We start from the raw sequence: 14,566 nt of genomic DNA on the forward strand, positions 1-14,566 counted from the left end.
GGTCTTGTCCTTGTCTAGTCGTTGAGTTCCAGCGCCATGGCCGTGGCCTCGCCACCGCCGATGCAGATGGCGGCCACGCCCCGGCGCAGACCGCGCTGGCGCAGCGCCTGGATCAGGGTCACCAGGATCCGCGCGCCGGAGGCGCCGATGGGATGGCCCAGGGCACAGGCGCCACCGTGCACGTTCAGGCGCTCCGGGTCCAGCCCCAGGGCATCCTGGGCGGCCAGTGCCACCACGGCGAAGGCTTCGTTGATCTCGAACAGGTCGACGTCGTTCAGCTGCCAGTCGATGCGCGCGAGCAGGGTGCGGATGGCGCCGATGGGCGCGGTGGGAAAGTCGCCCGGCGCGCCGGCATGGGCGGCATGGCCACGGATCGTCGCCAGCGGCGTCAGCCCTTCTCGCGCCGCCGTGCTGGCGCGCATCAGCAGCAATGCCGCGGCGCCATCCGAGATGGAGCTGGCGTTGGCCGCGGTGACGGTACCGCCTTCGCGAAAAGCCGGCTTTAGGGTGGGAATGCGTGCCGGATCAGCGCGGCGCGGTTGTTCATCGGTGTCGATGCTCAGGGTTTCCTTGCGCCCCGCCACCTCCACCGCGACGATCTCGGCGACGAAGGCGCCACTGGCCTGCGCCTGGCGCGCCCGGGCGAGGGACTGCTGGGCATAGGCATCCTGGCGCTCGCGGCCGATACCCAGGTGCGCCGCGCAGTCCTCGGCGAAGGTGCCCATCAGGCGCCTGGGCTCGTAGGCGTCTTCCAGGCCGTCGAGAAACATGCTGTCGATCAGGGCGCCGTGGCCGAGGCGGTAGCCGCTACGGGCCTTTTCCAGCAGATAGGGCGCGCGACTCATGCTTTCCATGCCGCCCGCCACCACCACCTCGGCACTGCCGGCGCGCAGCAGGTCATGGCTGAGGATGGCCGCCTGCATGCCCGAACCGCACATCTTGTTCAGGGTGGTACAGCGCGTGCTCTGGTCCAGGCCGGCGCCAAGGGCCGCCTGGCGGGCCGGTGCCTGGCCGAGGCCGGCGGGCAGCACGCAGCCCATGAGCACCTCGTCGACCCGCTCCGGCGACCAACCGCCCCGCTCCAGCACGGCGCGGATCACGGCGCTGCCCAGCTGTGGCGCCGACAGCGCCGCCAGTTCGCCGCCCAGGGCGCCCATGGGGGTGCGAGCGGCGGCGACAATGACAATGGGATCGTTCATGACAACTCTCCTAGCGCGGGGCCATGCGCAGCGCACCGTCGAGACGGATCACCTCGCCGTTGAGCATGGGATTATCGATGATGTGGCGGACCAGGGCGGCGAATTCCTCGCCGCGACCGAGGCGCGGCGGAAAGGGCACGTTGGCGGCCAGGGCCTCGCGCACCTCGGGGGTCATGCCGGCCATCATGGGCGTCTCGAATACACCCGGCGCTATGGTCATGACCCGGATGCCCTGCCCGGCCAGTTCGCGCGCCGCCGGCAGGGTGAGCGCGGCGACGCCGCCCTTGGAGGCGGCATAGGCGGCCTGGCCGATCTGGCCGTCGAAGGCGGCGATGGACGCAGTATTGATGATCACGCCGCGTTCGCCGCCGGCATCGTCCTCGCCCTGGGCCATGGCCGCGGCGGCCAGGCGCAGCACATTGAAGCTGCCCACCAGGTTGACGTTGATGATGCGCGCGAAGGCGGCGAGATCGTGGGGGCCGTTGCGCCCGAGGATGCGTGCGCCGCCGACGATGCCGGCGCAATTGATCGCCCCCTGCAGACCGCCCCAGCGGGCCAGGAGGGTATCCATGGCAGCGCTCAGGGCCTCGGCATCGGTCACGTCCACGGCGAGCGCCAGGGCCCGGTCGCCGAGGCGTTCGGCCTGGGCCTGCACGGCCTCGGCCTGCAGATCCAGCAGTGCCACCCGGGCGCCTGCCGCGATCAGCGCCGCGGCGGTGGCGGCGCCAAGGCCGGATCCGGCGCCGGTTACCAGAAAGGTGTGCTCGTCGATGCGCATGGGCGGGCTCTCCAGGATGATGGACTCATCTTCGATCCTCGACAGAGGTCGGACAAGGGCCGGATCGCTCAGCTGCACTGAGCGATCCGGCCCCCTGCTCACCAGGGCAGTTCCTGGCCCTGGTAGTCGAGAAAGGCACAGCCGCGCTGGCCGGCCCGCGTCTCGATCGTCGCTACCAGACCGGCAACGCTATCGGCCACCTCGACGGGCGCGCCGACCCCGCCCAAGGCGGTACGCACCCAACCCGGGTGCAGCGCCAGCACGGCGAAGGCCGGTTGCTGCCCGGCGACCCAGCTCTGCAGCAGGCTATTGAGCGCCGCCTTGCTGGCGCCATAGAGCGGCATGTCGGCGGCCCGTGCCAGGCTGACGCTGCCCATCTGCGAACTCAGGCAGGCCGCCACTCCCGCCGCAGCCATCCGCGGTGCTAGGGCCTCCAGCAGCCGCAGCGGCGCCACGGCATTGGTCAGGAACAACTCGCCCAGCTCCTCGGCGGTCGCCCGCTGCCCCTCCACCTCGTGCGGCCCCATGATGCCGGCATTGACGATCAGCCGATCCAGCGACTCATCGCGGCTTTCGCTCAGCAGTCGCGTGCCCAGCTCGGGATCGCAGAGATCGCCGGTCACCACCCGCAGCCGCCCCGCGGTGGTCGCCGCCAGGGCGTCCAGCGCCGCATTCGGTGTTCGTACCAGCGCCAGCACCTGGTCGCCACGACCCAGGTAGCGCTCGACCAGCCCCAGTCCTATGCCCCGCGAGGCGCCTATCACCCAGACCTTCATCGCCTTCTCCTCAGTCCAGCGCTGTGATGCGCAGATGCCGCTTCTTGCCCAGACTTACCCGTCGACCGACGTCGCCCGCCGTGAGCCGCACATCGGGATCGGATACGGGCAGTTCGTCCAGGCGAAGGCCACCGCCTTCCGCCAGTCGGCGGACCGCACTGCGCGACGGCTGCACACCGGTCTGCACTAGCAGCTCGACCAGGCTGACACCCCCATCGAGCTGCCGGCGACTCAGAGCGAGCGTCGGCAAGCGACCACCGCCGTCCCGGTCGGCGAAGACCTCGGCGGCCGCCGCCTCGGCCGCGCGCTGGGCGCCCTCGCCGTGGGCCAGGCGGGTCGCCTCGTTGGCCAGCACGGTCTTGGCCAGATTGATCTCCGCGCCGCCCAGGGCCGCCAGCCGCCGTACCTCGTCCAGCGGCAGCTCGGTAAACAGCGCCAGGAAACGCTCGACGTCGGCATCGTCGCAGTTGCGCCAGAATTGCCAGAAGTCGAAGGCCGACAGCCGCTCCTCGTTGAGCCAGACCGCGCCCTGGGCCGACTTGCCCATCTTGCGGCCGTCACGGGTGGCCAGCAGTGGCATGGTCAGGCCATGGAGCTGAGGGCCACCCTGCCGGCGTGACAGCTCCACGCCATTGATGATGTTGGCCCACTGGTCCGCGCCGCCCAGTTGCAGGGTGCAGCCGTAACGGCGCGACAACTCGACGAAGTCGTAGGCCTGCAGCAGGGTGTAGCCGAATTCCTCGAAGGACAGCGAGTGCTCGCGATCAAGACGATTCTTGATGGCATCGAAGGTCAGCAGTCGATTGATGGAAAAGTGCCGACCCACGGCGCCGAGGAAATTCAGGTAGCCGAGGCCGTCGAGCCATTCGGCGTTGTCCACCACCTGAGCGCGACCGTGGCCATCGCCGACCTCCAGGTAGCGGTGGAAGGCCTTGGCGATACCGGCCATGTTCAGGGCGATCTGGCCGTCGGTGAGCACCGGACGGCTGCTGTCGCGAAAGCTGGGATCGCCGATGCGGGTGGTGGCGCCGCCGATCAGCAGCAGGATGGGATGGCCGGCGCGCTGCAGCCAGCGCATCAGCATCAGGCCCTGCAGATGGCCGACGTGGAGACTGTCGGCGGTGGCGTCGAAGCCGAGATAGCCGGTCACCGGGCCGCTGGCAAAGGCGCGGGCGAGGCCGTCACGGTCAGTGGTCTGATGGACGAAGCCGCGGGCTTCGAGGGTGGCGAGCAGGTCTTGCGTGGTGCTGTCCATGGGGTCTCCTGTGGCTGGACGGTGCCTGGGAGACCGGGAGAAGTTGCCTTGACCGAGCCGCCCTGGGCGATTCGGTCATGCAGCGCAGTACCTACCACCCGATATTGGTCAGGTAGGAGTAATAGGCGCTGATGGGGCAAAGGAAGGTTCGCATGGGGCGCCACGCTACCCACTCGCCCGCCGCTTGGCAACTGCGAACCGCTCGCACTGCCGCTTCGACCAGATGTCGCACCTCCTCTGCCGGCGGCTGAACGAACGGCGACAGTGGCGTTCCGAGTCCTGTCCTTTGCCAGCAGTATCGAGACGCAGAGATGAACCTACCCGCTCCACCCCCCGAGATCCCCAGCACCGGCATGGCAGTCCCAGGCGTACCTGGACAAAGAATAGCCCTTGCGTGAGAGGATCTCCCCAATGAAAAGCATTACCCCGGCCAACCTGCTGTTACTGCTGCTCTGCCTCACGGTGCTGGCCTACGCCACCGATCTGATCGGCTAGCCGAGCCCGGCCGATCGGCCGGTTACCCGGTTGGCTCTGCGGCCTGACGGTTGCTCTCCGCCGTCTCTTGGCCTAGCGTTCAGGCCCTGTCCGTAAGAGAACTACCGCGCCATGCCCAGCCAACCCTCCAGCACCGTCGAAAGCATCGAGCTGCTGACGTCCCTGGATTCCGTCGCGGCGCTCCTGCGCGTGGTCTGCGACATCAGCGGCCTCGGGGTCGCCACCGTGGCCGAGGTCACCGAGCAGCGCTGGATCGCCTGCGCGGTGGAGGATCGCATCGCCTTCGGCCTGCAACCCGGCGCCGAACTGGATCTCGAATCCACCCTGTGCAATCACGTGCGCTCCTCCCACGACGCCGTGATCATCAGCGATGTGACCCAGAACCCTACTTACTGCGACCATCCGGCGCCCGGCCTCTATGGCTGGAAGAGCTATCTGTCGGTCCCGGTGTTCCGGCCCAATGGCACCTTCTTCGGCACGCTGTGCGCCTTCGATCCCCAGCCCGCACCGCGGCTGGAACAGCGCCCGGTGATCGACACCCTGGACGGCTTCGCCCGTCTGCTGGGGGAATTGCTCGCCCGGGAAGAACAGCGTCGCGAGGCGAGCCCCGGTGCGCGTGGCGACCGCGATCTCACGCCGTTGCGCGAACAGCTCCTGGTGCTGCTGGAAGAGGATCTGCAGCGTCCGCTGCAGGCGCTGGCCAAGGAGGCGTCCGCGGACGCCGCCCAGGCGCAGCGCTTGCAAGCCGAGGCCCAGCGCCTGGCCGAACGCAGCGCTGCGGCCGCCGATTTCGTCCGTGTGCGTCTCGGCCACGGCCTGCCGCTGAAACTGACCTTGGTGGAGGGCGTCAACGAGCGTCTGACCAACCTGCTCGCCACGCTGCAGGCCCGTTTTCCCGACCAGACCCTAGGCAGCGAGCTGCCGGAGTTACCCGCCGCGGTGCGCCTCGACCTGCCGCGCCTGCTGCAGGCCATGGGCGCGCTGCTGGAGTGGGTCGCGTCCCGCAATCCTGCCGGCGGCACCCTGCTGCTGCGCGGCGAGCTCGACGAACGCTGCTATCGCCTCGCCGTGGAAAGCCGCACCGCCGTGGTGGATCCCGGCAGCCTCAGCCAGGTGTTCCAGCCGGCGCTGACCGAGGCCACGCCTGAACAGCCCGCCCGCCTGGAGTTGAGCCTCTACCTCGCCCAGGAAGTCGCCCGCGGCCATGGCGGCAGCCTGGTCGCGCGCCAGGAAAACGGCCGTCTGCGCTTCATCCTCACCCTACCCACTGCCCTGGACTGATGCCCTTGCCCTTCCCCGCTCCCTTGCTGGTGATCCGTCACGGCGAAACCGACTGGAATGCCAGCGGCCGCCTGCAGGGTCGCCAGGACATACCGCTCAACGCCCGTGGCCGGGCCCAGGCCGAGGCCGTGGGCCTGGCCCTGCGCGAACGCCTCGACGTCTCTCGCTTCACCTGCCTGAGCAGTCCGCTGCAACGCGCCAGCGAAACCCTCGATCTGATCCTGGCGCAGCTGCCCGGTGCGCCACTCAGCCTGGGCCGCGATGCGCGTCTGGCGGAAAAGGCCTTTGGCGACTGGGAAGGCCTGGACATGCCGACCATCGCCCAGCGCTATCCCGAGCAGCACGCCCGGCGCATGGCCGAGCCCTATACCTTTAGGGTGCCCGGTGGCGAAAGCTATGCCGATGCCGCCGAACGGGTGCGCCCCCTGCTGGAGGAACTCCAGGGTCCCACCCTGCTGGTGGCCCATGGCGCCCTGATCCGCAGCCTGCTGGTGGCCCTCGGCCTGGCCAGCCCGGAGGTGGCGACCCGGATGGTCATCCACCAGGGCCGCTGGCTGGAGCTGGATGCGGCCGATTATGCGTGGTACAGCGCCCCCGGCTGGGACGCCTAGCCTTAACTCAGCCGGCGGGCGAACTGGCTGACCGCGCCCACCACCTGGCGGGCGCCCTCCTGGATCTCGGTGATGCGCACCCCGGCGTTGCTGGCGAGGTGCAGCCCCTGCTCCGCCTGCTGGCGGCTGGCGGCCATGTTGCTGACCGCCGTCTGCGCCAGTTGCTGGTTCTGCTGCACCACGCCGACGATCTCCTCGGTGGCCTTGCTGGTGCGCCCGGCCAGTTGCCGGACCTCGTCCGCCACCACCGCGAAGCCGCGCCCCTGCTCGCCGGCCCGGGCGGCTTCGATGGCGGCGTTGAGCGCCAGCAGATTGGTCTGCTCGGCGATGCCGCTGATGGTCTTGACGATGGCGCTGATCACCAGCGACTGCTTGCCGAGGTCCTCGATGCCATTGGCGGCGACCTGGATCTCGTCGGCGATGCGGGTCATCACCGCGACAGTGTCCTGCACCACCGCCGCGCCCTGGCGGGCGCTTTCGTCGGTGGTCTGGGAGATGTCGAAGGCGACCCGCGCGGCCTCGGCCACCGCCAGTTCCTGTTCCACCTGATCGGTGATGACGGTGGCGAACTTGATGACCTTGTACAGCTCGCCACGGGTGTTGAGTACCGGGTTGTATGAGGCTTCCAGCCAGACGGTACGGCCATGGCTGTCGATGCGCTTGAAGCGGCTGGCCACGTAGTCGCCGCGATTGAGCCGTTCCCAGAAGGCGCGATAGTCGGCCGACTCGGCCTCTTCACGGCTGCAGAACATCCGGTGGTGCTTGCCGACGATCTGCGCCAGCGAATAGCCCATGCCCTGCAGGAAGCGCTCGTTGGCGGTCAGCACCTCGCCGGACAGGTTGAATTCGATCACCGCAGTGGATCTCAGCAGCGCATTGATGATGCCCGAGTGTTCGGTGGAGGTCTCCACCTGCTCGGTACGGTCATAGGCATAGCAGCGGATCTGCTTGACCTGGCCCTGGCTATCGCGCACTGGCGTCCAGATCGCATAGAGCCAGGCGACGCCGCCCGTTCCGCGCAGCAGCCGATAGATGCCACTGGCCTGGCGGCCTTCGCTGAAGCTGCGTTTCAGGTCGCCGTAGCAGACCAGCTTCTTCACGTAGTCCGGAATGATGTCGTCCAGATTGCGCCCGGTCAGACTGCCGGGGGCGTAGCCCAGGCAGAGCGCGAAGTTCTCGTTGAAATCCTCGATCCGGCCCTGGGCGTCCAGCAGCAGATGCAGAGAATCCTGATGGAAGGCCGCGCTCACCTGGCGGTGCTCGGACAGTTCGGCTTCGAGATCGGCGATGCGACGTTTGAGTGCGGCGTTGAACATGGGATCACCCAGGAAAGTTGTGTCTTTCTCTGGTTCGACGCGCCGCGGGATTTCTTGACCGGGTGCTGATGAACGCCTGGCTCCCGAGCCGGCAACAACAGCGCCGATCGCGCGCCCGGCCTGGCATTGGAGGGAAAACCCGAGCGGCTCTAGCCTGCCGCTGCCGCTTCGATGATGACGTCCGGCGGGGCCGGACCAGAGTGCCGGCGATCCGTTACCCGACCGCTCGGCGAAACGACAGGCGGTAGGTCAGATCGCCGCGGCCAAGGGCTCCGGCAGGGTCTGGCGTGGCTGGCCTTCCAGGCGCCGCGCCAGGGCGCCGAGGTCGATCAGGGTCGCCTGGCGACTGTTGCCCGGAGCCCCTACCCCTACCCAGCTCTGCGCCCGCTGCGCCGGCACCGCGCCGCCCTCCCCGGGCAGTTGCCAGCTGCGCGCCAGGGCATCGGCGCGCAATTCGGTAAAGGCCTCGATGGCTTCCGCCCGCTGCACCACGAAGCCCAGGCGCTGGCGCTGCCCTTCCACCACGATCACCTGATCGCCGGGGCCGGGAGCGACCGCCACCGCGCCGGCGAGGGTGCGCAGGCACACCAGGGTGATCTGCTGGCCGCGGACCTCCATCACCCCCAGCAGCCGCGGATCCCGCTGACCGAGGCGCAGGAAGTGCGCCGGCAGCGGCAGGACCTCGGCCACCTGCTCCAGCGGTACGGCGAACAGCAGTTCGGCGAGAAAGGTCAGGCACGGCTGACGTCGCACCTGGCGGCGCTCTTCGCGCAACAGGTCGCGATCGGTGCGATAGATCCGCGCATAGGCGACCGCCGCCTCCTGGCACCCCAGGGCCAGGTGATCGATCACGATCGCCGCCTCGCCATCAGCGGCGCTGAATACCCCACGCAACAGCCCCGGCTGCTCCAGGCCAAAGCCCAGCAGTGGCGCGCATTGCGCCGGATCCCGGCGCCACATGCCGAGCAGCCGCTGGAAGCCGAAGGCGACCCGATACTGACCCTGGTCGCCCGCCGCCAGCACCAGCAGCTGCTCATGGTGACCGTTCGCCGGCGTGGCCAGGCCGAGCAGCTCGGACAGCTCCAGCACCGGCAGGGCCTGGCCCCGCAGCTGCACCTGGTGGCGACAGCTGTCGCTGGCGAATTCGCTGGGGGTCAGTTGCGGTCGATCCACCAGCTCCTGCACCACCGCCGCGTCCAGGCACAGGCGGCGCCCGTCGCACTCGAACAGCAGATAGAGGCGCTCCCCTTCCTTGCCGCGGGCAACCTGCTGCCGCGTCGACGGCACGTCGGCACTGACCTCGAAGCCCGGCAAGGCGGCCAGGGCGTCCAGGTCCAGCAGATGCACCAGCCGACCGCTGTCCGGGCGCAGGTACACCCGCCCCAGCAGGCGTCCAGGCGCCCCTTGCAACCGTACGATGACGTCATCCGCCAGACCGAGGAGATCCACCACGCCATCGATGGCCAGGCCGAAGCGTCCATCGCCCTGGCGGATCACGGCGATCCGCCGCTCGCCCTCGCCCTCCGGCAGCCCCAGCAGGCGATGACCGTCCACCAGCGGCAGCGGCTGGCCGCCCAGCTCGAAGAGGCCGAGCAGCCAGGGCACCGGACTTGGATGAGGGGCCAGGCGCTCCGGCCAGGGCACCACGCGTTCCAGGGCCTGGGCGGACAGGGCGACTTCCAGTTCGCCGATCCGCACGACGCCCTGGGTCGCGGTCACGATCGCGCTCCCCCGGTCACCGGCGTGAGCGTGGTGGCCGCGTCCAGCTCCTGGATCAGTTGATTGACCCGCGCCGCATCCTCGAGCTGGGCCGCAGTGGAGCCGTTGATGGCCTCGATGGACTGCTGGGTCTTGCCCACCCCTTCGGCGATCAGGCCAAAGGCCTCGCCCACGCTGCGCGAGATCTCGCTGCCCTGGGCGATGCTCTTGACCGACTCCAGGATCAGCTTGTTGATCTCCTTGGTCGCCTGGGACGACTTCTCGGCCAGCTTGCGCACCTCGTCGGCCACCACCGAGAAGCCCAGTCCGTGCTCGCCGGCACGGGCCGCCTCGATGGCGGCGTTGAAGGCCAGCATGTTGGTCTGGTTGGCGATGTCGCTGATCACCTGGACGATGTCCTGGATGCCCCCGGCCGTGGCGCCTATGGCCTCCATGGCGTCCAGCGAGCGGCCCAGGGTCAGGGAGCCGCGTTCGGCTTCCTCCAGGGTGCGTCGGGCCATGCGGTTGGCGTCGTCGGTGGTCTCGGCGATCTGGTTGATGGAGCGGGTCAGGGCATGCAGCGAGAGATTCATCTGCTCGATCTTCTGCCGCAGGTGCTGCTCCAGCTCCACCTGGCGGGTGATATCGGTGGCGAACTTCACCACCTTGTGCACCTGACCGTCGGCGTCGAAGATGGGGTTGTAGGTGGCCTGGATCCAGATGCGCTGGCCGAACTTGCTCAGCCGCATGAAGCGTCCGCCAAACACCTCGCCCTGGGCCAGCCGCGCCCAGAACTCGCGGTATTCGCCGGAGGCGACGTGCTCCGCCTCGCAGAAGATGCGGTGATGCTGGCCGCGGATCTCTTCCAGGCGATAACCCAGGGTCGCCAGGAAGTTGCGGTTGGCTTCGAGGATCTTGCCGGTCAGGTCGAATTCGATCACCGCCTGGCCGCGGTCGACGGCCGCCACCTTGCCCGCATAGTCGCTGTTGCGAATCTGGCTCTCGGTGATGTCCACGGCGAACTTCACCACCTTGCACGGCTTGCCGTCGGCGTCGAAGATCGGGTTGTAGGTGGCCTGGATCCAGATCTCCTCGCCCCGGCTGTTGCGTCTCTTGTACACCCCGGCGTCGAACTCGCCCCGCGCCAATTTATCCCAGAACAGCCGGTACTCCGCGGAACGGGCATAGTCGTCGGGACAGAAGATGCGGTGGTGCTTGCCCACCACTTCATCGGCCTGGTAACCCAGGGCCAGCAGGAAGTTGCGGTTGGCGGTGATTACCGTGCCGTCGAGGGAGAACTCGGCGATGGCCTGGGAGCGGTCGATGGCCGCCACCTTGCCTTCGTAGTCGCTGTTGCGCAGCTGACTCTCGGTGACGTCGCTGGCGAACTTGACCACCTTGTAGGGCTTGCCCTCGGCATCGAGGATGGGGTTGTAGGTGGCCTGGATCCACACCTGGCGGCCGTCGCTGGCGCGTCTCTTGTACAGCCCGGTATCGAAGTCGCCGCGGCCGAGCTTCTCCCAGAACAGCCGATAGCCCGGTGAGCGGGCAAGCTCGGGTTCACAGAAGATCCGGTGATGCTTGCCGCGCACCTCGTCCAGGCTGTAACCCATGGCCGACAGGAAATTCTCGTTGGCGGTCAGGATATTGCCGTGCAGATCGAATTCGATCACCGCCTGGGCACGATCGATGGCGGCCATCTTGCCTTCGAACTCCGCGGCCTGCAGTTGCGCATCGGTGACATCGGTGGCGAACTTCACTACCTTGTAGGGCCTACCGTCGCTGTCGAGGATGGGGTTGTAGGTGGCCTGGATCCAGATCGGCCGGCCATCGCGGCGGATGCGCTTGTAGACGCCGGTATCGAAGACGCCCTGCCCCAGGCGATTCCACAGCAGGGCGTATTCCGCCGAGCGCGCATAGTCGGCCGGGCACATCAGGCTGTGATGACGCCCGCGCAGCTCGTCCAGCGCATAGCCGGTCATGCCGAGGAAATTGTCGTTGGCCCAGAGCACGTTGCCCTGCAGATCGAATTCGATCACCGCCTGGGAACGATGGATCGCCTCGATCTTGCCCTCGTACTCGACCGCCTGCAGGCGCGTCTCGGTGATGTCGGTGGCGAACTTGATGATGCGCTGCGGGCGCCCTTGCGCATCCAGCAACGGATTGTAGGTGGCGCGGATCCACCTCAGGCTGCCGTCCTTGTGCCTGCGGCGATAGACACCGCTATGGAAATCGCCGCGCCCCAGCGTTGCCCAGAAATCCTGATAGTCATCGCTTTCCGCTACCCCGGGCGGGCAGAACAGCCGGTGATGCCGCCCACTGATCTCCTCGAGACGATAGCCGAAGGTCTCCAGGAAGTTGTCGTTGGCGTGCAGCACATTGCCCTGCAGATCGAATTCGATCACCGCCAGGGAGCGGTCCAGCGCCTGGCGCAGCGCGTGATAGGCAGAGGCATCGTCAACAGCGGCGAATTCGGCAGTGGCGGAGGACATGGGACAGCTCCAGGAAAGGACTCGGCGATCAGGTTATCGGCAATCGCGATAACAGTTTTAATACCGCCTATCCTAGAGATGTTTTGCACTAGCGGATCGCCAGTGGTCGTCCGATGAACGACCTTAAGTTTTCCATCTAGGCTCAGACCACCAGCTTGGTGCCTATGACCAGCAGCATGACCGCCAGGCAGGGCCGCAGGACAGCGTCCGGTACCCGTCCGGAGAGATGACTGCCCAGGAAGATGCCCGGCAGCGAACCCAGCAACAGAAAGCCCAGGACATGCCAGTCCAGATTGCCCAGGCCGGCGTGTCCCAGCCCTGCCACCAGTGTCAGGGGGACCGCATGGGCGATCTCGGTGCCGACCAGACGCCGGGTCGCCATCAGCGGATATAGGAGAAAGAGCGCCACCGTACCCAGGGCACCCGCGCCGATGGAGGTCAGGGTCACCATGAAGCCCAGTACCGCGCCGGTCAGGACCGTCAGGGCATTGAGCCGCCCGGCGCTCAGGTGGAATCTGTCGCCGGCATGGCGGCTGGCAAAGACGAAGATCTGCTTTTTGAACAGGATGGCCAGGGCCGTCAGCAGCAACACGATGCCGAGGGCATGCTTGATCAGTGTATTGGTCGCCTGCTGATCACCGGGTAGCAGGGCCAGGGCGAGCAGCGTCAGGGCCGCCGCGGGCACGCTGCCGGCGGCCAGCCAACCGGTCACCTTCCAGTCGATGTTGCTATTGCGCTGGTGGACGAAGACGCCGCCCGCCTTGGTGATGGCGGCATAGAGCAGATCGGTCCCCACCGCTGCGGCCGGATTGATCCCGAACCAGAGCAGGATGGGCGTCATCAGCGAGCCACCGCCCACCCCTGTCATGCCGACGATGAAGCCAACCACCAGCCCCGCGACCACGAAGCCCATCGACCCTACTTCCATTACAGCCCCAATTGCCGTTGTCGGCTCATCTTGCGGCCGCACAGGATAACCACTCAGGTTATGCCGACCTATATGAAAAGAGTCTTTGCTTATAACCGAAAACGCTAAACCAGGGGATCATCGGCCCTGGTGGGCATTCAGATAGGCCGCCACCTCGTCGTCGCCATAGCCGGCGCGCCGCGCATGGGTTTCGATGGCGGCGCGACAGGCAGGGTCGGTGATGGTCGCTGGCAGGGTGGACCCGCACGGCGTCAGGGCCGCCTGGGCCAGGAAGCTCGCGAGATCCTGCTTGTGTTCGTCGGCGACGGGATGGGTACCCGTGGTGGGTGCATGGGCCGCTACCGGCGGCGTGGTGGTGGCCACCACGGCCGGCTCGCTGCCGGTCGAGTCGCTGCGATGGGTAGTGGCCACCGCGGCGATCACCAGCAGGCCGAAACCTGCGGTCAGCACCAGCAACTTGCGCGTCGAATTCCCGCTCATGATCTGTTCTTCCCTCTATAAAGCTGACATCTCGGACCTGAAAACGACATGAGCTGCCGAAAGTCCGACTTTTGACCAATCAAGTCAGACAATATTTTTCCCACCTGTGTTCAGTCGAAGCTCCCCCATGCCACACTCCGAAGCGTCAGGAGATAGGAGCGGCTCATGCAGCAGAAGGATTTCATCGGGCCCCGCCTGCGCCAGCTCAGTGCGGATCTCTCGCTCGCCGATCGGCTGGCGGAGAGCGCCCAGGTCGATCTCAACGCCGATCTCAAGCGCCGGGTTCGCGAAGACCTGGAACAGGCGCTGCGCGAAGTGGGTCAGCTCAGCGAAGAACAGACGCTCTGGCTGAACTGGGCGAACAGCTAGCCTTGATGCGACCGGTGTCGTCGCGCTGTAACGCGCGGTTGCTATCTGTAGCGGCATCTACCTTCTGGAGCCCAGCATGAAAGCGGAATACGAAATCAGTGACGACATCGCCCAGTTCGTGGGCGGCGCCTTGATCAGCCTGGTCCTGATCAGTGGCGGAGCCCTCGGCGGCGCCTTCTTCCTGCTGACCTCAACACTCAACTGACCGTTGGTCGCCACCACCCGCCTGATCCGCCCCGAGGCGCGGCCGTCCTTGACCGGCTGCGCGGCCAGCGGCGCCGCCGCCACTCGTCCGGGCTCTCCAGGCAGCTTGCATTACCCGCCCAGCGCATTATCTTGAAGGTGCCAATAACAATTAGTGCATACGGCAAGAGGTCGGATCATGCGAACCCAATTGACCCGCTCGATCACCCTGTTCGATAGCGCCATCGATCAGTCCGCCACGGCAGGCTCGCCGCCGCCCGTGTGCCACAGGCGCACCGCGCAACGCTGGACCCGGGCCCTGCTGTTCGGCACTTCGCTGGCCTTCGCCCTCTGCGCGCCGCTGCTGCGGCATCTGCACTGAGGTCCGGCGCCGGCGCTAGCGATCCTCTGGCCGCCCGCTAAATCGCGGGCACAAAAAAACCGGCACTGGGCCGGTCTTTTGCTGTGCATCTTGATTGGTGCGGACGGAGAGACTCGAACTCTCACACCTTGCGGCGCCAGAACCTAAATCTGGTGTGTCTACCAATTCCACCACGTCCGCGAGACGCTTGAAACACGAACGCCAGACACAAGGTCTGGCGTTCGCTAAATATGGGGTGGACGATGGGAATCGAACCCACGACACCAGGAGCCACAATCCTGTGCTCTACCAACTGAGCTACGCCCACCATATCTTACCTGCTT

General features: G+C 67.2%; 14 protein-coding genes, 2 tRNA genes and 2 pseudogenes. 5 read left to right on the forward strand and 13 right to left on the reverse strand.

Features of this window, described 5'->3' with window-relative positions; all coding sequences use genetic code 11:
* Window positions 1-14: 14 nt before the first annotated feature.
* From ACZ5R1_RS13740 to tyrS, 4 genes are all read right to left on the reverse strand, one after another.
* Window positions 15-1,199 carry an acetyl-CoA C-acyltransferase gene (locus ACZ5R1_RS13740; protein ID WP_464712401.1) on the reverse strand — a complete coding sequence of 395 codons (1,185 nt, stop codon included), beginning with the start codon at window positions 1,197-1,199 and terminating at the stop codon, window positions 15-17.
* Window positions 1,200-1,209: 10 nt separating this feature from the next.
* Window positions 1,210-1,977, reverse strand: a complete 768-nt coding sequence (locus ACZ5R1_RS13745) for an SDR family NAD(P)-dependent oxidoreductase (protein ID WP_464712402.1) — start codon at window positions 1,975-1,977, stop codon at window positions 1,210-1,212.
* 98 nt (window positions 1,978-2,075) lie between these two features.
* Window positions 2,076-2,753: an SDR family NAD(P)-dependent oxidoreductase gene (locus ACZ5R1_RS13750; protein WP_464712403.1), complete on the reverse strand. Its 678-nt coding sequence runs from the start codon at window positions 2,751-2,753 to the stop codon at window positions 2,076-2,078.
* A gap of 10 nt (window positions 2,754-2,763) precedes the next feature.
* Window positions 2,764-4,008, reverse strand: a complete 1,245-nt coding sequence (gene tyrS / locus ACZ5R1_RS13755) for a tyrosine--tRNA ligase (RefSeq protein WP_464712404.1) — start codon at window positions 4,006-4,008, stop codon at window positions 2,764-2,766.
* 606 nt (window positions 4,009-4,614) lie between these two features.
* Here tyrS and ACZ5R1_RS13760 point away from each other — a divergent pair.
* Complete coding sequence (locus tag ACZ5R1_RS13760) at window positions 4,615-5,784, forward strand: GAF domain-containing protein (RefSeq protein ID WP_464712405.1); 1,170 nt, start codon at window positions 4,615-4,617, stop codon at window positions 5,782-5,784.
* 5 nt (window positions 5,785-5,789) lie between these two features.
* Window positions 5,790-6,395, forward strand: a complete 606-nt coding sequence (locus tag ACZ5R1_RS13765) for a histidine phosphatase family protein (RefSeq protein WP_464712406.1) — start codon at window positions 5,790-5,792, stop codon at window positions 6,393-6,395.
* A 2-nt stretch (window positions 6,396-6,397) separates the two neighbouring features.
* Here ACZ5R1_RS13765 and ACZ5R1_RS13770 read toward each other — a convergent pair whose 3' ends face one another.
* The 7 genes and pseudogenes from ACZ5R1_RS13770 to ACZ5R1_RS13800 form a co-directional block, all read right to left on the reverse strand.
* The gene (locus ACZ5R1_RS13770; protein WP_371099719.1) at window positions 6,398-6,940 is read right to left on the reverse strand and encodes a methyl-accepting chemotaxis protein; all 543 of its coding nucleotides are present in this window, start codon (window positions 6,938-6,940) and stop codon (window positions 6,398-6,400) included.
* Window positions 6,941-6,988: 48 nt separating this feature from the next.
* A pseudogene (locus ACZ5R1_RS13775) lies at window positions 6,989-7,711 on the reverse strand (PAS domain-containing protein); the annotation flags it as partial.
* A 249-nt stretch (window positions 7,712-7,960) separates the two neighbouring features.
* Window positions 7,961-9,430 (reverse strand): chemotaxis protein CheW, encoded by a 1,470-nt coding sequence (locus ACZ5R1_RS13780; protein ID WP_464712407.1) that lies wholly within the window; start codon window positions 9,428-9,430, stop codon window positions 7,961-7,963.
* Entirely contained in the window at window positions 9,427-10,002 is a 576-nt protein-coding gene (locus ACZ5R1_RS13785) for a methyl-accepting chemotaxis protein (RefSeq protein ID WP_464713285.1), read from the reverse strand. Before ACZ5R1_RS13785 ends, ACZ5R1_RS13780 begins: the two co-directional genes overlap by 4 nt.
* Window positions 10,003-10,080: 78 nt before the next feature.
* Window positions 10,081-11,901, reverse strand: a pseudogene (locus ACZ5R1_RS13790) (PAS domain-containing protein); the annotation flags it as partial.
* A gap of 142 nt (window positions 11,902-12,043) precedes the next feature.
* A complete protein-coding gene (locus ACZ5R1_RS13795; RefSeq protein ID WP_027597679.1) occupies window positions 12,044-12,829 on the reverse strand; it encodes a sulfite exporter TauE/SafE family protein in 786 nt (261 codons plus the stop codon).
* Window positions 12,830-12,946: 117 nt separating this feature from the next.
* Complete coding sequence (locus ACZ5R1_RS13800; protein ID WP_007162187.1) at window positions 12,947-13,309, reverse strand: hypothetical protein; 363 nt, start codon at window positions 13,307-13,309, stop codon at window positions 12,947-12,949.
* A 165-nt stretch (window positions 13,310-13,474) separates the two neighbouring features.
* On the opposite strand from ACZ5R1_RS13800, the gene ACZ5R1_RS13805 reads away from it, so the two are divergent.
* The 3 genes from ACZ5R1_RS13805 to ACZ5R1_RS13815 all read left to right on the forward strand — a co-directional run bounded on the left by ACZ5R1_RS13805 (window position 13,475) and on the right by ACZ5R1_RS13815 (window position 14,243).
* Complete coding sequence (locus ACZ5R1_RS13805) at window positions 13,475-13,678, forward strand: hypothetical protein (RefSeq protein ID WP_007162186.1); 204 nt, start codon at window positions 13,475-13,477, stop codon at window positions 13,676-13,678.
* A 76-nt stretch (window positions 13,679-13,754) separates the two neighbouring features.
* Window positions 13,755-13,883, forward strand: coding sequence for a hypothetical protein (locus ACZ5R1_RS13810; RefSeq protein WP_007162185.1), 129 nt, complete (start codon window positions 13,755-13,757; stop codon window positions 13,881-13,883).
* 177 nt (window positions 13,884-14,060) lie between these two features.
* Window positions 14,061-14,243, forward strand: a complete 183-nt coding sequence (locus ACZ5R1_RS13815; protein ID WP_007162184.1) for a hypothetical protein — start codon at window positions 14,061-14,063, stop codon at window positions 14,241-14,243.
* Between the two features lie 95 nt (window positions 14,244-14,338).
* Here ACZ5R1_RS13815 and ACZ5R1_RS13820 read toward each other — a convergent pair.
* A tRNA-Leu gene (locus tag ACZ5R1_RS13820) sits at window positions 14,339-14,423 on the reverse strand.
* Window positions 14,424-14,474: 51 nt separating this feature from the next.
* Window positions 14,475-14,550, reverse strand: a tRNA-His gene (locus ACZ5R1_RS13825).
* Window positions 14,551-14,566: the final 16 nt, after the last annotated feature.

This window comes from Pseudomonas sp. Pso3 (assembly GCF_055393275.1).